Annotated in this window: 16 protein-coding genes; 3 read left to right on the top strand and 13 right to left on the bottom strand. The window is 57.6% G+C overall.

Annotated elements, in window-relative coordinates:
- Positions 1-61 precede the first annotated feature (61 nt).
- The 9 genes from LJU29_RS16630 to cspD all read right to left on the bottom strand — a co-directional run bounded on the left by LJU29_RS16630 (position 62) and on the right by cspD (position 9,617).
- Positions 62-805 (bottom strand): secretin N-terminal domain-containing protein, encoded by a 744-nt coding sequence (locus LJU29_RS16630; protein WP_057423346.1) that lies wholly within the window; start codon positions 803-805, stop codon positions 62-64.
- Between the two features lie 177 nt (positions 806-982).
- Positions 983-1,414, bottom strand: a complete 432-nt coding sequence (locus tag LJU29_RS16625; RefSeq protein ID WP_005755627.1) for a GNAT family N-acetyltransferase — start codon at positions 1,412-1,414, stop codon at positions 983-985.
- Positions 1,407-2,573, bottom strand: a complete 1,167-nt coding sequence (locus LJU29_RS16620) for a ribosomal protein uL16 3-hydroxylase (protein WP_257110954.1) — start codon at positions 2,571-2,573, stop codon at positions 1,407-1,409. The genes LJU29_RS16625 and LJU29_RS16620 overlap by 8 nt, the downstream gene beginning before the upstream one ends.
- A gap of 60 nt (positions 2,574-2,633) precedes the next feature.
- Positions 2,634-4,004: an adenylosuccinate lyase gene (purB, locus tag LJU29_RS16615; protein WP_122322919.1), complete on the bottom strand. Its 1,371-nt coding sequence runs from the start codon at positions 4,002-4,004 to the stop codon at positions 2,634-2,636.
- Between the two features lie 131 nt (positions 4,005-4,135).
- Positions 4,136-4,756, bottom strand: coding sequence for a high frequency lysogenization protein HflD (gene hflD / locus LJU29_RS16610; RefSeq protein WP_002554006.1), 621 nt, complete (start codon positions 4,754-4,756; stop codon positions 4,136-4,138).
- Positions 4,756-5,886, bottom strand: a complete 1,131-nt coding sequence (mnmA, locus tag LJU29_RS16605; protein ID WP_011168961.1) for a tRNA 2-thiouridine(34) synthase MnmA — start codon at positions 5,884-5,886, stop codon at positions 4,756-4,758. Before mnmA ends, hflD begins: the two co-directional genes overlap by 1 nt.
- Positions 5,887-5,946: 60 nt before the next feature.
- On the bottom strand, positions 5,947-6,393 hold the full coding sequence (locus tag LJU29_RS16600; RefSeq protein WP_002554004.1) for an NUDIX hydrolase: 447 nt from the start codon (positions 6,391-6,393) through the stop codon (positions 5,947-5,949).
- 142 nt (positions 6,394-6,535) lie between these two features.
- Positions 6,536-8,767, bottom strand: a complete 2,232-nt coding sequence (locus LJU29_RS16595; protein ID WP_005755635.1) for an NADP-dependent isocitrate dehydrogenase — start codon at positions 8,765-8,767, stop codon at positions 6,536-6,538.
- 565 nt (positions 8,768-9,332) lie between these two features.
- Positions 9,333-9,617, bottom strand: a complete 285-nt coding sequence (gene cspD, locus LJU29_RS16590; RefSeq protein ID WP_005731877.1) for a cold shock domain-containing protein CspD — start codon at positions 9,615-9,617, stop codon at positions 9,333-9,335.
- Between the two features lie 213 nt (positions 9,618-9,830).
- Here cspD and clpS point away from each other — a divergent pair, with 213 nt between their 5' ends.
- Positions 9,831-10,193 (top strand): ATP-dependent Clp protease adapter ClpS, encoded by a 363-nt coding sequence (clpS, locus tag LJU29_RS16585; protein WP_002554001.1) that lies wholly within the window; start codon positions 9,831-9,833, stop codon positions 10,191-10,193.
- 30 nt (positions 10,194-10,223) lie between these two features.
- A complete protein-coding gene (gene clpA, locus LJU29_RS16580; protein WP_004665689.1) occupies positions 10,224-12,497 on the top strand; it encodes an ATP-dependent Clp protease ATP-binding subunit ClpA in 2,274 nt (757 codons plus the stop codon).
- Positions 12,498-12,613: 116 nt separating this feature from the next.
- Here clpA and infA read toward each other — a convergent pair whose 3' ends face one another.
- The 4 genes from infA to LJU29_RS16560 all read right to left on the bottom strand — a co-directional run bounded on the left by infA (position 12,614) and on the right by LJU29_RS16560 (position 14,611).
- Positions 12,614-12,832, bottom strand: a complete 219-nt coding sequence (gene infA, locus LJU29_RS16575; protein WP_002553999.1) for a translation initiation factor IF-1 — start codon at positions 12,830-12,832, stop codon at positions 12,614-12,616.
- 101 nt (positions 12,833-12,933) lie between these two features.
- Positions 12,934-13,641: an arginyltransferase gene (locus LJU29_RS16570; protein ID WP_004659516.1), complete on the bottom strand. Its 708-nt coding sequence runs from the start codon at positions 13,639-13,641 to the stop codon at positions 12,934-12,936.
- A gap of 48 nt (positions 13,642-13,689) precedes the next feature.
- Positions 13,690-14,379, bottom strand: a complete 690-nt coding sequence (aat, locus tag LJU29_RS16565) for a leucyl/phenylalanyl-tRNA--protein transferase (RefSeq protein ID WP_257110953.1) — start codon at positions 14,377-14,379, stop codon at positions 13,690-13,692.
- 40 nt (positions 14,380-14,419) lie between these two features.
- Entirely contained in the window at positions 14,420-14,611 is a 192-nt protein-coding gene (locus LJU29_RS16560; protein ID WP_019741997.1) for a hypothetical protein, read from the bottom strand.
- Between the two features lie 236 nt (positions 14,612-14,847).
- Between LJU29_RS16560 and ftsK the strand changes: the two genes are divergently transcribed.
- Complete coding sequence (gene ftsK, locus LJU29_RS16555) at positions 14,848-17,253, top strand: DNA translocase FtsK (RefSeq protein WP_002553996.1); 2,406 nt, start codon at positions 14,848-14,850, stop codon at positions 17,251-17,253.
- Positions 17,254-17,298: the final 45 nt, after the last annotated feature.

Here is a 17,298-nt window from a genome sequence, read left to right as displayed (position 1 = left end):
CGTAATCAGACTGGTGAGTCACTAAAAGGCCCGTAGGTGCTGGGTTTCGCGCTAGCGCAGGCTACTCGAGGGTTTCGACCTTTACGCGCAAAACCATGTCTTCACGACCCTGGGTGGAGTAGCGTTGTGCAAGGCCACGCTGATCAGCAACCGATTGATCGCTATTACTTGCCAGCGTGATCCATTCTCCGAGCCGGCCGCTGACCTGGCTATCGGTACTTTGCACTTTTATGGCATCAGCGCGCTCCTGACTCATGCGGTCATGGTTGGTGCTGATGCTCAGGTGAACGGTATCGCCGGTCACACTGGCAGTGACGTAAAAGCCCTGGGTTACATTGCGATATTCAGTATTGCTTTGGGAGTATCCATAGGAATCCGTGGACGAGGAGGTCAGCGGAACGCTCTGGCCGATCTGGATAAGTGCTGGCGTACCTTCGCTGGTCTGTACTTGCTGCACGCCGCCCTCACGGCTGGCGGTGCCATATTCTATGACGCGTGAGCCACTGCTGTTGCGCGCCGCGTTTTCGCTGGTGTCGACGCTGATCAGCAGCCGTTTAGGCGCGGTATCGAGTTGCGCGATAAGGCTGCGAAGCTCTTCTATCTTGCGCGACTCTGCATTGACAATCAGTTGATTGCCATAAGCGCTGACGGAGCCTTCGGTGCCTAGAAAGGATTTAGCTACGGGTAGTAGATCGGCACTGGTGCGGTAATTGAGAGGAACGACTTCGGTCGCTGAAAGGGCCTGAGTGCTGAATGCGATCAGCACTGAGGTGATTACCACATTAAGCAGGTTACGGACTGACATGATCATTCTCCGCGATAAGCGCGTAAAGCATGAGTTTGCCAGTGTATCGGCTATAGCCGGGCAAGCTGAATGGGGCGACACAAAAACGCCCTGGCATTTTTCTTCTCGACCTGAAAAGTGTCTAGCGAAAAAGGGCAGGGCGATCATCATGTAGTGCTTTGAAACGCGCCTACATACTCAGTTTTCAGGTGTCTCGCGGCGCATCTCGACGTGCGGTAAACCGGCTTCGAGAAACTCGTCACTGACCACGGCAAACCCGAAGCGCTGGTAAAACTCGACGGCCTGCACTTGAGCGCTGAGCTTCAGCGGCTCCAGTCCACGTTGTTCGGCCTCGTGGATCACCGCACCGAGCAACGCTTCACCGACTTTCATGCCGCGCCAGTCCTTGAGAACCGACAGCCGACCGATTTCACCGTCGGGCAGCAGGCGAGCGGTGCCTACTGCGTATTCCCCTTCATAGGCGAGAAAATGCACAGCAGTCGCATCTTCAGCGTCCCACTCCAGCTCCGGTGGCACCGATTGCTCGGCGATGAATACCGAATCGCGTATGCGCCGGATGTCGGCGTTGTTTTTCTGCCATTGTGCGACAGCTACGGTGACTTTATTCATCGGCAAATCCCAGACTTCCTTGTTTTACGAGTTCGCAAAGCAGATTGCGTCCATCGTCATCGGCCAACCATTGGCCGAGGTTTTTACTGTGCAATGCGTCGGCGGCACAGATCAGTTTAAGCAATTCGCGCAGACTGCCCGGCAACAGGCGGCTCTGACCACTGGCAAACAGTAGCAGATCGTCGTCGACTTCAGACCAGGCCAGTCTTGCACTCGGGTTGCGAATCAGCACCGCGCCCTGCTCGAGGCTATCGAGCAAGTCGTCTTCCTCCAGTTCCGGGCCGGTCACCAGTTCAGGGTAGCGCGGTTCGGTCATGAACTGGCCGAACCAGGTCAGCAGCAGGCGCTCGTCACTCATGTGTTCGGTCAGCAGCGCTTTGAGTCGGTCCAGCGCATCGTGCTGGATCTGATGCGGATCGCTGACCGGTTGCGCGTCAGCGTCGGTATAGCGCTCTTCATCCGGGATGAACTGGCTGAGGAAATCGGTGAAATGAGTCAGGACCTCGGCAGCGCTTGGCGCGCGGAAACCGACCGAGTAGGTCAGGCAGTCGTCGACGGCAACGCCGCAGTGAGCCAGACGTGGCGGCAGGTAAAGCATGTCGCCCGATTCCAGCGTCCACTCTTCGGTTTTTTCGAATTCGGCAAGGATGCGCAGGTCGGCATGCTGCAGCAGCGGGCTTTCTGCATCGCACATTTGGCCGATCTGCCAGTGACGCTTGCCGTGGCCCTGAAGCAGGAACACGTCATAGTTATCGAAATGCGGGCCGACGCTGCCACCTGGGGCGGCGTAGCTGATCATTACATCGTCAATGCGCCAGCTTGGCAGGAAGCGGAAGTTTTCCAGCAGTTCACTGACTTCCGGAACGAACTGGTCCACGGCCTGCACCAGCAGGGTCCAGTCGCGCTCGGGCAGCTTGCTGAATTCATCCTCCGCAAAGGGACCGCGACGCAGCTCCCAGGGACGCTCGCCGTGTTCGAGGACCAGGCGGGACTCGACTTCTTCCTCTAGAGCAAGGCCAGCCAGCTCGTCCGCATCGATCGGGCTTTGAAAGTCCGGCAGAGCCTGGCGGATCAGCAGCGGTTTTTTCTGCCAGTAGTCACGCAGAAAAACGCGTGCACTGATGCCGCCCAGAAGTTGCAGAGGAATATCAGGATTCATGTGTAAGCCCTTGAAATGAAAACGCCCGGCACAGCCGGGCGTGTGCAATTTTTTTGCGTGTCAGATGCGCTTGGCCTGAGCCGCTGCGTTACCGATGTAGTTGGCTGGCGTGAGCTTCTTCAGCTCGGCCTTTGCTTGGGCAGGCATGTCCAGACCGTCGATGAAAGTCTGCAACGCTTCCGGGCCGATGCCCTTGCCGCGTGTCAGTTCTTTCAGTTTTTCGTACGGGTTTTCGATGTTGTAACGACGCATGACGGTCTGAATCGGCTCTGCCAGAACTTCCCAGCACGCGTCCAGGTCGGCAGCAATGCGTTGCTCGTTCAGTTCCAGCTTGCTGATGCCTTTGAGGCTGGCTTCATAAGCAATAACGCTGTGGGCAAAACCGACGCCCAGGTTGCGCAGTACGGTGGAGTCAGTCAGGTCGCGCTGCCAGCGAGAGACAGGCAGTTTGCTCGCCAGATGCTGGAACAGCGCGTTGGCGATGCCCAGATTGCCTTCGGAGTTTTCGAAGTCGATCGGGTTGACCTTGTGTGGCATGGTCGACGAGCCGATTTCGCCAGCAATGGTGCGCTGCTTGAAGTAGCCCAGGGATATATAGCCCCAGATATCGCGGTCGAAGTCGATCAGGATAGTGTTGAAACGCGCAATCGCATCAAACAGCTCGGCGATGTAGTCATGCGGTTCGATTTGCGTGGTGTACGGGTTGAAGCCCAGCCCCAGCTCGTCTTCGATGAACGCGCGTGCGTTGGCTTCCCAGTCGATATCGGCATAAGCGGAGAGGTGGGCATTGTAGTTGCCGACCGCACCGTTGATCTTGCCCAGCAATGGCACTGCGGCGATCTGGTTGATCTGGCGTTCCAGACGGTAAACCACGTTGGCCAATTCCTTGCCCAGCGTGGTCGGGGACGCTGGCTGACCGTGGGTACGCGAGAGCATCGGCACGTCGGCGAAGCGGATCGCCAGTTCACGGATAGCATCGGCAATCTGGCGCATCAGCGGCAGCATCACAGTGTCACGGCCTTCACGCAGCATCAGGGCGTGAGACAGGTTGTTGATGTCCTCGCTGGTGCAGGCAAAGTGGATGAACTCGCTGACCTTGTCCAGCTCCGGCAGTTTGGCAGCCTGCTCCTTGAGCAGATACTCAACGGCTTTGACGTCGTGGTTGGTGGTGCGCTCAATCTCTTTCACGCGCTCGGCGTGCTCAACCGAGAAGTCTTCAGCCAGGGTGTCGAGGATGGCGTTGGCTTGCGCAGAGAACGCCGGGACTTCGGTAATCTGCGGGTGGGCCGCCAGACGCTGGAGCCAGCGAACTTCAACCATCACACGGAAACGGATCAGGCCGTATTCGCTGAAAATAGGGCGCAAGGCCTGGGTTTTGCCGGCGTAGCGGCCATCAACAGGGGAAACCGCAGTGAGCGAAGAAAGCTGCATGGGATGCTCTCGGACAGTCGGGCAACGAAAAGGGCGCATATCATACATGAAAAGTCACTCGGACCGGAGCCCGCTGACCAGCGTAGACAGCGCCGTGCCTGTGGTGGTGAAGGTCATTGGTGCGTGGCGGATCAGCCGTGCAGCAATGGGTAGAGTTCTTTCAATAGCTTGCGACGGCTGAACACCAGTTGCCAGCGATGACCGCCAACTTGTCGCCACAGGCGTGCGGAGCGAATGCCTGCCAGCAGGATGGCGCGAATCTTCGACGCGTTGTTCGGTTGCTGCAGGTTGCGCATGTCGCCCTGGACCTGAATGCGTTGGCGCAGGGTGCTCAGGGTGTCTTCATAAAGGGCGCCGGTCGCAGCGATCACGTTTTCGTGAGCGATACCGAAATGTTCGACCTGAGACTGAATCACCGGGATGCGCCTGCCGATGATTTCGAGCAAGTCGTCGCGCTTGGCCAGCTGTCGCTCCAGGCCGAGCATCGACAGGGCGTAACGCAGCGGTTCGCGCTGCAGTGTTGCAGGGTCGCGTTCCAGAGCGCTGGCCATGGCGCGATAGCCTTCGTGCAGGTTGAGGTCATCGCCGCCGTAGACGTCCAGCGTATCTTTCGGGTCAACCACCAGCAAGCTGCCGAGCATGCAGCTCAGCGCGGCTTCGCTGACCTGTCCGGTCTTGGCGATCCGGTCGACCAGTACGGCGGCCTGAAATACGCCACCCAGAGCGATCAGTTGTTCCTGAATCGGGGTCATCAACGCTTGTCCTTGCTGGTCCAGGGTTCGGCAATTTCGATCACGCCGCCGCCCAGACATATTTCGCCATCGTAGAACACCACGGACTGTCCGGGTGTGACGGCCCGCTGCGGATCATCGAATGTGGCTCGGTAGCCGTCGGCGGTCTTTTCCAGTGTGCATGGCTGGTCGCCCTGACGATAACGGACTTTGGCCGTGAGTTTGCGCGGGCTGCTCAGATCAATCGGGTTGACCCAGTAGATTTCCGAAGACACCAGTGCGCGGGAGAACAGCCACGGGTGGTCGTTGCCCTGGCCAACGATCAGTTCGTTGTTGTCCAGATCCTTGACCAGCACGTACCACGGATCATCGCTGGCGTCCTTGAGGCCGCCAATCCCAAGGCCCTGGCGCTGGCCGATGGTGTGATACATCAGGCCGCTGTGACGACCGATGACTTCACCTTCGGTGGTCTTGATCTCTCCGGGCTGGGCGGGCAGGTACTGACGCAGGAAGTCGGTGAAACGGCGCTCGCCAATGAAGCAGATTCCGGTGGAGTCCTTCTTTTTGGCCGTCGCCAGGCCGTGTTTCTCAGCAATGGCACGTACTTCCGGTTTTTCCAGCTCGCCCACCGGAAACAGCGTCCGGGCGATCTGTTCGCCACCGACGGCATGCAGGAAGTAGCTTTGATCCTTGTTCGGGTCCAGGCCCTTGAGCAGTTCGGTGCGGCCATCGATATCGCGACGGCGCACGTAGTGACCAGTGGCGATCAGGTCGGCACCCAGCATCAGCGCATAGTCGAGAAACGCCTTGAACTTGATTTCCCGGTTGCAGAGGATGTCCGGGTTGGGGGTGCGCCCGGCCTTGTACTCTTCAAGGAAATGTTCGAAGACATTGTCCCAGTACTCGGCAGCGAAGTTGGCCGTGTGCAGTTTGATGCCGATCTTGTCACATACGGCCTGGGCATCTGCCAGGTCTTCGCGGGCGGTGCAATATTCCGTTCCGTCGTCTTCTTCCCAGTTCTTCATGAACAAGCCTTCCACCTGATAACCCTGCTCCATGAGCAGTACGGCGGAAACGGAAGAGTCCACGCCGCCGGACATGCCGACTATGACGCGCTTCATTTCTGAGTTCGAGGGGGCTGGATCACGCATGGGGATTCAACGGCTGACCTGTAAAAGGACGCGATTCTATCAGGCTGAGGGCGTCGAGTCTCACGCCTTGTCGCGCAGCAGGTCGAGACTGAAATGTTCGGCATTGAGGTAATCGTCCAGGCAGCGCAGTACCAGCTCGCTGCGCCAGCGTTCCTGTTGGGCCAGCAGTTCGTCGCGAGTCAGCCAAACGGCGCCAACGATGCCTTCGTCCAGCTGATATTCAGGGTTATGGCGTATGGCCTTGGCGGCGAAACATATCCGCTGGTAGGTCACGCCGTTGCTCGGCGCGGTGTACAGGTAAATGCCCACCACGCTGGTCAGTTCGACATCCCAGCCGGTTTCTTCAAGAGTCTCCCGCACTGCCGCACGTTGCAGGCTCTCGTTCGGGTCAAGGTGCCCGGCGGGTTGGTTGAGTACGGCGCGTCCGCCTTTCATTTCTTCGACGAACAGGAAGCGTCCCTGATCTTCGACGATGGTGGCGACGGTAACGTGGGCTTGCCAGGTCATGGATTGATCCTCTGCTGCCAGATAAGAATGTTCAGTACGTGGGCTGCCGGTCTGTCTTTGGCCTTAATGCAAAAGCCCCGACACGCGGGCCGGGGCTTTTGGCTGGGCGACGCAGTAATGCGTCGCACCGGTCTCATGCCGCTTACGCTTTCAACGCATCGATAGCTGCGTTGAGAGTGGCGCTTGGGCGCATGGCCTTGCTGGTGACTTCCGGGTTAGGGAAGTAGTAGCCGCCAATTTCCACCGGCTTGCCCTGAACAGCGTTCAGCTCGGCAACGATTTTTTCTTCGTTGTCAGTCAGGGTTTTGGCCAAAGGCGTGAACTGTGCCTTGAGGTCTGCATCGTCGTTTTGAGCAGCCAGTGCCTGAGCCCAGAACAGGGTCAGGTAGAAATGGCTGCCGCGGTTGTCGATGCCGCCGACCTTGCGCGAAGGCGACTTGTTGCGGTCCAGGAACTCGCCAGTGGCCTGGTCGAGGGTCTTGGACAGAACCAGCGCTTTCGGGTTGTTGTAGGCATTGCCCAGGTGTTCCAGGGACGCCGCCAGAGCCAGAAACTCGCCCAGCGAATCCCAGCGCAGGAAGTTTTCTTCAACAAACTGCTGCACATGCTTGGGAGCCGAACCGCCAGCGCCGGTTTCGAACAGACCGCCGCCGTTCATCAGCGGAACGATCGACAGCATTTTCGCACTTGTGCCCAGTTCCATGATCGGGAACAGGTCGGTCAGGTAATCGCGAAGCACGTTGCCCGTTACCGAGATCGTGTCCTTGCCGGCGCGAGTGCGTTCCAGGGTCAGCTTCATCGCGTCGACAGGTGACAGGATCTGGATATCGAGGCCCGACGTGTCGTGGTCGCCCAGGTACTTGCGGACTTTCTCGATCATCACGCTGTCATGGGCGCGAGACGAATCCAGCCAGAAGATAGCCGGTGTGTTGCTGGCGCGAGCGCGGTTGACGGCCAGTTTTACCCAATCCTGGATCGGCGCGTCCTTGGCCTGGCACATGCGCCAGATATCGCCCGCTTCGACGTTCTGTTCCATCAGCAGGTTGCCCTGGCTGTCGGTTACACGAACCACGCCGTTGGTCTGGATGTGGAAAGTCTTGTCGTGGGAGCCATATTCTTCGGCTTTTTGAGCCATCAGGCCAACGTTCGGTACGCTGCCCATAGTGGTCGGGTCGAATGCGCCATTTTTCTTGCAGTCTTCGATGACCGCTTGATAGATGGTGGCGTAGCAGCGATCCGGGATCACTGCCTTGGCATCGTGCAGTTGACCGTCGGTGCCCCACATCTTGCCGGAGTCACGGATCATCGCTGGCATCGATGCGTCGACAATTACGTCGCTCGGCACGTGCAGGTTGGTGATGCCCTTGTCGGAGTTGACCATCGCCAGTTGTGGGCGAGTGGCGTAGACCGCTTCGATGTCAGCCTTGATTTCGGCCTGTTTTTCAGCAGGCAGGCTGGTGATACGCTCGTACAGGTCACCGATGCCGTTGTTCAGGCTGAAGCCGATCTGCTTCAGCGTGTCAGCGTGCTTGGTCAATGCATCCTTGTAGAACTCATCAACGATCTGGCCGAACATGATCGGGTCGGAGATCTTCATCATGGTGGCTTTCAGATGCACCGAGAACAGAACGCCTTGCTTGCGGGCGTCTTCGATCTCGGCGGCAATGAAGCTGCGCAGAGCTTTGGCGCTCATTACCGAGCAGTCAACGACTTCGCCAGCCTTGACGGCGGTTTTTTCCTTCAGAACGGTGGTGGTGCCATCCTGAGCGATCAGTTCGATTTTAACGGTGTTGTCGGCTGCGATCTGGGCTGCTTTTTCGCTGCCGTAGAAGTCGCCGTTGCTCATGTGCGCAACGTGGGCCTTGGAGTCGGCAGACCAGGCGCCCATTTTGTGTGGGTGCTTGCGAGCGTAGTTCTTGACCGACAACGGTGCGCGACGATCGGAGTTGCCTTCGCGCAGCACCGGGTTCACGGCGCTGCCCTTGGTCTTGTCGTAGCGTGCGCGGGTTTCTTTTTCCGCGTCAGTGGCAGGGTTTTCAGGGTAGTCGGGAATCTTGTAGCCCTGATCCTGAAGCTCCTTGATGGTCGCCTTCAATTGAGGGACCGAGGCACTGATGTTAGGCAGCTTGATGATGTTGGCTTCTGGCGTAGTGGCCAGTTTGCCCAGCTCGGCGAGATGATCCGGCACTTGTTGATCGGCGCCAAGCGACTCCGGGAAGCTTGAAAGAACACGGCCCGCCAGGGAGATGTCGCGCGTTTCCACGTCGATATCGGAGGAGGCTGTGAAAGCTTCGATAATAGGCAGCAGCGAATAGGTGGCGAGGGCCGGAGCTTCGTCGGTGAAGGTGTAGATGATCTTCGAGCGGTTGGACATTCGTATTAACTCTCTGTTTTGCTGAGCATGCACAAAATCTCGATACGCGCAGGGTATGCACTCTTGCCCACGGTTCGGCCATGGGCCCAGGTCGAGGTTCATTCGCGGTGATGTTGGGTGCATCAGTCGAGCGTCAAGCTGTCAGGCCAGGTAGCGACCCGACGCATAGGAAGGTTGAGGGTCTGATTTCAGACGGGTCAGCCTTTATGACTCTTCGGTCACGGCGCGAGTATATCAAACCATTGGCGCGAGGCATTAATGCTATGCGTGCTATCGAATAATGAACATCCGCCGTTGGTCGAACGACCGGGATGTCTACGAGGTGTCAATCAGGCGTCAAGAGGCGGGATCTGGCGGAGGAGTGGGGCGCTGATGGCTCTGTCACGGTAGGGGCATCCGCGGTGCAATAACCGCTAATTCGATACCCTGTGGAGTCGCATCGGTTCAAGCTACCAAAGCTGCGGTTTCTCAAGATCCGGTACAGGCTCATTGCGTGTTTCTGATTACTCAGTCAGCTGGCGCGAAAGGCCATTGATCTGCTGTCAGGCTGTTTCCATGGAGGATTTCAAGCGTGTGCATGTTCAGGTTCATGCTCAGACGCAGCATGGGTTTCCTTCACAGGCTCACCTGCTTTAGCCAGCAATGGCGCGATATTCACGGCATGCAGCCCTTTTGGCCCCTGAATGATTTCAAAACTGACCGGCTGGCCGGCTTTGAGGGTCTTGTAACCTTCCATCTGGATGGTCGAAAAATGGGCGAACAAGTCGTCATCCGGCTTGCCGTCTTCGATTATGAATCCATAACCTTTTGCATTGTTGAACCACTTGACTTTTCCGTTAAGCATCGCCATATCCCTCTGCAAAGGACTCCGTCAGGAGTATCATCCACTTCAATCCGCCTCCCCAAAAATTTTGGTTGACTGCGCGGACCCTTTTTACCCAATGTGGGCTCTATTGTTTGTAACACCGTTTAGCTGATAGTCAAGGTCATGTGGCGGTCTGTTTGAAAAGCGTCCAAACTGCGACTGACAGCTCAATCCGCCCTCAAACGAACATTTCTTTCCATGCATGCATTTAGCAAGATTCGACTAACATTCAATCAGGACAGTCCGCAGTCGCACGAGGACGACGCGGCAGGCATCGCGGTGCAGGACGCCAAGCCGACCCTGCAGGCGCCACCGATGTACAAGGTGGTTTTATTCAACGATGACTACACCCCGATGGATTTCGTCGTAGAAGTACTCGAGGTGTTTTTTAACCTGAATCGTGAGCTGGCCACCAAAGTCATGCTGGCCGTCCATACAGAGGGACGGGCAGTCTGCGGATTGTTTACCCGCGACATCGCCGAGACCAAGGCAATGCAGGTCAATCAATACGCCAGGGAGAGCCAGCATCCGCTACTCTGTGAGATCGAGAAGGACGGTTAAACGCCGACCACTTGGGTATGAGGTGAAGCTATGTTAAACCGTGAGCTCGAAGTCACCCTCAATCTTGCCTTCAAGGAGGCACGTTCGAAGCGTCATGAGTTCATGACGGTCGAGCACCTCCTGCTGGCTCTATTGGATAATGAGGCTGCAGCCACTGTTCTGCGTGCCTGCGGTGCAAACCTCGATAAACTCAAGCATGATCTGCAGGAGTTCATCGACTCCACCACTCCGCTGATCCCCGTTCATGACGAGGATCGCGAGACACAACCGACGCTCGGGTTCCAGCGTGTGCTGCAACGGGCAGTTTTCCACGTGCAGAGCTCCGGCAAGCGCGAAGTAACCGGCGCCAACGTGCTGGTTGCAATTTTCAGTGAGCAGGAAAGCCAGGCCGTGTTTCTGCTCAAGCAGCAGAGCGTGGCCCGGATTGATGTCGTCAACTATATCGCCCACGGTATCTCCAAGGTTCCGGGGCATGGCGAACACTCTTCTGAAGGTGAACAGGATATGCAGGACGACGAGGGCGGTGAAGCATCTTCCTCAGGCAATCCTCTGGATGCCTATGCCAGCAATCTGAACGAATTGGCGCGCCAGGGGCGCATCGATCCGCTGGTCGGTCGCGAAAGCGAAGTCGAGCGCGTAGCTCAGATTCTGGCTCGTCGTCGCAAGAACAACCCGTTGCTGGTCGGTGAGGCTGGGGTCGGTAAAACGGCTATTGCCGAAGGCCTGGCCAAGCGTATCGTGGACAATCAGGTCCCTGATTTGCTCGCCAGCAGCGTTGTCTACTCGCTTGATCTGGGTGCCCTGCTGGCCGGGACCAAATACCGCGGCGATTTCGAGAAGCGTTTCAAAGCGTTGCTCAATGAGCTGCGCAAGCGTCCTCAGGCGATCCTGTTCATTGACGAGATCCACACCATCATTGGTGCTGGTGCGGCATCAGGCGGGGTGATGGATGCCTCTAACCTGCTAAAACCGTTGCTGTCGTCTGGCGAGATTCGTTGCATCGGCTCTACGACCTTTCAGGAGTTTCGCGGGATTTTCGAAAAAGACCGCGCCTTGGCGCGTCGCTTCCAGAAAGTCGATGTGTCCGAGCCTTCGGTCGAAGACACCATCGGCATCCTTCGTGGCCTGAAAAGCCGTTTCGAGCAGCATCACAGCATCGAGTACAGTGACGAAGCGCTGCGCGCCGCAGCTGAGCTTGCGTCGCGTTACATCAATGACCGTCATATGCCCGACAAGGCGATCGATGTTATTGATGAAGCCGGTGCCTACCAGCGTCTGCAGCCTGTCGAGCAGCGCGTCAAGCGCATCGATGTGCCTCAGGTCGAAGACATCGTCGCCAAGATCGCGCGTATTCCGCCAAAACACGTCAACAGCTCGGACAAGGAGCTGCTGCGTAACCTGGAGCGCGATCTGAAGCTCACCGTGTTTGGTCAGGATGCAGCCATTGACTCGTTGTCGACGGCGATCAAGCTTTCGCGTGCAGGCCTCAAGTCGCCTGACAAGCCGGTCGGTTCGTTCCTGTTCGCAGGCCCTACCGGTGTCGGCAAGACCGAAGCCGCTCGCCAGTTGGCCAAGGCGTTGGGTGTCGAGCTGATTCGTTTCGACATGTCCGAGTACATGGAGCGGCATACCGTTTCCCGTCTGATCGGCGCGCCTCCGGGCTACGTCGGTTTCGATCAGGGCGGTCTTTTGACCGAAGCCATCACTCGTCAACCGCATTGCGTGCTGCTGCTCGATGAAATCGAAAAGGCTCACCCGGAAGTCTTCAACCTGCTTTTGCAGGTGATGGACCACGGTACGCTGACCGATAACAATGGGCGCAAGGCAGATTTCCGCAATGTGATCGTGATCATGACCACCAATGCCGGGGCTGAGTCCGCCGCGCGTGCTTCGATCGGTTTCACGCATCAGGACCACTCGTCTGATGCGATGGAAGTGATCAAGAAGAGCTTCACGCCGGAGTTCCGCAACCGTCTGGACACCATCATTCAGTTTGGCCGTCTCAGCCACGAAGTCATCAAGAGCGTGGTCGACAAGTTCCTTACCGAGCTTCAGGCCCAGCTGGAAGACAAGCGCGTACTGCTCGAAGTGTCCGAGGCGGCGAGAAGCTGGCTGGCGCAGGGTGGTTACGATGCGGCGATGGGTGCCAGACCGATGGCTCGCCTGATTCAGGACAAGATCAAGCGGCCACTGGCCGAAGAGATCCTGTTCGGCGAATTGTCAGAGCACGGCGGTGTGGTTCACATCGATATCAAGGATGGCGAGATTACCTTCGACTTCGAAACCACAGCAGAAATGGCCTGACGCCCAAGCCTCGCTCCGCATCGTGAATGGATGCGGGGCAGGCCGAGGTCTCTGGTTGTATGAAACAGGCAAACAAAAACGCCCGGCTTATGCCGGGCGTTTTCGTCAATGCCTGTTTAACGAGCGCGGTAGGTGATGCGCCCTTTGCTCAGGTCATAGGGCGTCAGTTCTACACGCACTTTGTCACCGGTCAGAATACGGATGTAATTCTTGCGCATCTTGCCGGAGATATGCGCGGTTACGACGTGCCCGTTTTCCAACTCCACGCGGAACATGGTGTTGGGCAGGGTGTCGACGACAGTGCCTTCCATTTCGAAGCTGTCTTCTTTCGACATGCAGTAAAGCCCTCGGTATACAAATGAGTGGCCCGGTGCAAGTGGCGCCAGGCAAAAGCGGCGTGCATTGTGCCCGAAAAAACCAGTTTAAGCCAAGGGGTTCAATACAGAGTGACCCATCTTTGATTGGTAAGTAGCTCAATGGGCCGATATTGGGTCTTGTAATTCATCTTTTTGCAGTTTTTGATCCAGTAACCCAGGTACACCGCCTGCAGTTGAAGTCTGGCGGCTTCGGCGATCTGCCACAAAATCGCGTAACGGCCCAGACTGCGGCGCTCTTCATCAGGTTCGTAGAACGTGTAGACCGCGGAAAGGCCGTTGGGCAAAAGGTCGGTGACCGCAACTGCCAGCAGTCGTTGGTCGACGCGAAATTCGTAAAAACGCGAAAAGGGCAGGTCGCGAACCAGAAATGTCGAAAACTGCTCGCGGCTGGGTGGAAACATGTCGCCGTCAGCATGCCGTTGCTCTATGTAACGTTGATAAAGATCGAAATATTCCTCGGTGAAAGCCGGTCTGGCGCTTTGCACCTGTACATCGGCATTACGTTTCAAAATCCTTTTTTGCTGTCTGTCGGGTACAAAAAGGTTCACGGGGATGCGTGCGGGCACGCAAGCGCTGCAGTTCTGGCAGTGGGGGCGGTAAAGATGATCGCCGCTACGGCGAAAGCCCATGTCCGAGAGGTCGGCGTAGACCTGCACATCCATTGGCTGGCTGGGGTCCAGAAACAGGGTCGTCGCCTGCTCTTCAGGCAGGTAACTGCAGGTGTGCGGTTGAGTGGCATAAAACTTCAGCCTCGCCAGCTCTGTCATGGTCGTCGCCTAATGGTAAATCCTTACGTGTGAGTGTATGCCAGCCTGTCAAACTCCCCTAGATGACCAGTCGGCACCGCTTGGCTGATCAAGATGCCGGGACAGATAGTCGGCAAAAGTCTGCCGAGGAATCGAGCGTGCGCCGAAGCTGTGAAGGTGTTGGGTCGGCATCTGGCAATCGATCAATACAAAACCCCAGTCAGTCAGGTGCTGCACCAGTGTGGCGAATCCGACTTTGGAGGCGTTGTCTGCACGGCTGAACATGGACTCACCGAAGAACAGCTGGCCCATTGCCAGGCCATACAGCCCGCCGACCAGTTCATCCTGATCCCAGACCTCGACGCTGTGCGCATGGCCGCGTCGGTGCAACTCAAGATAGGCATCCTGCATCGAGCCGGTGATCCAGGTTTCATTGGCGTAACTTCTCGGCGCAGCGCAGGCCTTGATCACGCTCGCAAAGTCCCGGTCAAAGGTCACGTGGTAGCGAGACTGGCGCAACATTTTGCCGAGGCTGCGCGAAACATGCAGTTCTTCGGGAAACAGTACGGTACGCGGATCGGGAGACCACCAGAGAATCGGCTGGCCGTCCTGAAACCACGGAAAGCAGCCGTGCCGGTAGGCATTGATCAGGCGATCGGCTGACAGGTCTCCACCGGCGGCAAGTAATCCGTTGGGCTCGCGGAGGGCTTTCTCCAATGGCGGGAAATCCAGGCTATTGCGGTTCAACCAGGTCAGCATGGCATCACAACTTTGCGGAAGGGGAGGGCGCACCCGCCTGTCAGTGCAACTCTGTGCGGCAGGCGTGGTCACAAGCGGTTGTCATTATGGCGCGTACCTGACACATACGGTAGGGCAAGGGCGCGGTGATGATGGTGCAGCCCTTGAAGTTGTGGGCGGTTGATAGAAACACGTCATAAGCCTTTGTCACAAAACGGAATGCATGCTCAAATTGAACATCATCAACGAACATGAAAGCATGTCCGGCGTTGCGGAACTGGCTGAAGTCGGTCTGACGCGTTTTCGTACAGACCCAAGCGCCCGTAAAGCCGTACAATGCCTGCTTTGGGCGTTATCATTCAAACGTCTGCCGAACGGGCTTCCCGATGTCTGCTATCCCTGTTCATGCGGGAGCATTCAGCGCCGTCCGACAGCCGTTTCTGGTCAATCAACGAGATGTTCGCGCTACAGCGCAGGAATTAAAGCGTTTTGAAGAAATCCACCCCAGCACCCAGCGCTGTTCCGCTTTGGCGGCAGCAATTGCACTACCGGCTCAAGGAAGGGGCCCTGATCGCCTTTGGCGCCCTGTGCCTGTACCTGATAATGGCATTGTTGACCTACGATCAGAGTGATCCCGGCTGGAGCCACACCAGCAGTAACGCCGCGCAGGTACAGAACGCTGCGGGGCGTGCCGGTGCCTTCTGTGCCGATATCCTGTTCATGATCCTGGGCTATTTCGCCTATATTTTCCCGCTGCTGCTGGCAATCAAGGCCTGGCAGGTGTTTCGTCATCGTCACGAACCCTGGCAGTGGAGCGGCTGGCTCTTCTCCTGGCGTCTGATCGGGCTGGTATTCCTGATACTGGCGGGCGCGGCGCTGGCGCACATTCATTTTCACTTTTCGGCAGGCTTCCCGGGCTCGGCGGGCGGTGTGCTGGGCGAAGTGCTGGGCGATCTGGCCAAGAAAGCCCTGAACATCCAGGGCAGCACCTTGCTGTTCATCGCCCTGTTTCTATTCGGTCTGACAGTGTTTACCGATCTGTCATGGTTCAAGGTGATGGACGTCACCGGCAAGATCACCCTTGACCTGTTCGAATTGTTCCAGGGAGCGGCGAACCGCTGGTGGACCGCCCGTGCCGAGCGCAAGCAGATGGTCGCGCAGTTGCGTGAAGTCGACATGCGCGTCAACGATGTTGTCGCGCCCGTTGCCCCTGACCGTCGCGAGCAGGCCAAGGCCAAAGAGCGCCTGATGGAGCGCGAAGTGTCGCTGAGCAAACACATGACCGAGCGCGAAAAGCACGTGCCTGCGGTTATTGCGCCAGCCCCTTCAAAGCCTGCAGAACCGAGCAAGAGGGTCATGAAGGAAAAACAGGCCCCGCTGTTCGTTGACAGCGCAGTCGAAGGCACCTTGCCGCCCATCTCCATCCTTGATCCGGCAGAAAAGAAGCAGCTCAACTACTCGCCAGAGTCCCTGGCGGCGGTCGGTCATCTGCTGGAAATCAAGCTCAAGGAATTTGGTGTCGAGGTCTCGGTTGACTCCATCCATCCCGGTCCGGTCATCACCCGTTACGAGATTCAGCCGGCCGCTGGCGTCAAGGTCAGTCGCATTGCCAATCTCGCCAAGGACCTTGCCCGCTCACTGGCGGTCACCAGCGTGCGCGTGGTCGAGGTGATCCCGGGCAAGACCACCGTCGGTATCGAGATCCCCAACGAAGACCGCCAGATCGTGCGCTTCTCCGAGGTGCTGTCGACCCCTGAATACGATAATGCCAAGTCGCCGGTCACCCTGGCGCTGGGCCACGACATCGGCGGCAAGCCGGTGATTACCGACCTGGCCAAGATGCCCCACTTGCTGGTGGCCGGTACGACCGGTTCCGGTAAGTCGGTTGGTGTGAACGCCATGATCCTGTCGATCCTGTTCAAGTCCGGCCCGGAAGACGCCAAGCTGATCATGATCGATCCGAAGATGCTTGAGCTGTCCATCTACGAAGGCATTCCGCACCTGTTGTGTCCGGTCGTTACCGACATGAAGGACGCTGCCAACGCCTTGCGCTGGAGCGTTGCCGAGATGGAACGCCGTTACAAGCTGATGGCGAAAATGGGTGTGCGTAACCTTTCGGGCTTCAACCAGAAGGTCAAGGATGCGCAGGATGCCGGGGAGCCACTTGCCGATCCGCTGTACAAGCGGGAAAGCATTCATGACGAAGCGCCGTTGCTGAGCAAGCTGCCGACGATCGTGGTAGTGGTGGATGAATTCGCCGACATGATGATGATTGTCGGCAAGAAGGTCGAAGAGCTGATCGCCCGTATCGCCCAGAAGGCTCGTGCGGCAGGTATCCACCTGATCCTCGCGACACAGCGTCCTTCGGTGGATGTGATTACCGGTCTGATCAAGGCCAACATCCCGACGCGCATGGCGTTTCAGGTGTCGAGTAAGATCGATTCCCGGACCATTATCGACCAAGGCGGTGCCGAACAACTGCTGGGCCATGGCGACATGCTGTACATGCCGCCGGGCACCAGTCTGCCAATTCGCGTGCATGGCGCGTTTGTTTCCGACGAGGAAGTGCATCGCGTGGTAGAAGCCTGGAAACTACGTGGTTCGCCTGACTACAACGACGATATTCTCGCCGGTGTGGAAGAGCCCGGCAGCGGCTTTGATGGCGGTGGCGGCGAAGGCAGTGAAGACAGCGAAAGCGACGCGCTTTACGATGAGGCGGTCAAGTTTGTACTCGAAAGCCGTCGTGCATCGATTTCCGCAGTGCAGCGCAAGCTGAAGATCGGCTACAACCGCGCTGCGCGCATGATCGAAGCGATGGAAATGGCTGGCGTCGTGACCTCCATGAACACCAACGGCTCGCGTGAAGTTCTGGCTCCAGGACCGGTGCGCGACTGATTTTTATCACCCCGAACTGCGGCGGCAGCGTGCCAGGCACGCTGC

This window comes from Pseudomonas ficuserectae (assembly GCF_024584585.1).
GTDB lineage: Bacteria > Pseudomonadota > Gammaproteobacteria > Pseudomonadales > Pseudomonadaceae > Aquipseudomonas > Aquipseudomonas amygdali.
Note: the sequence above shows the minus strand (reverse complement) of the source record. Positions and strands in the feature narration are given on the sequence as shown.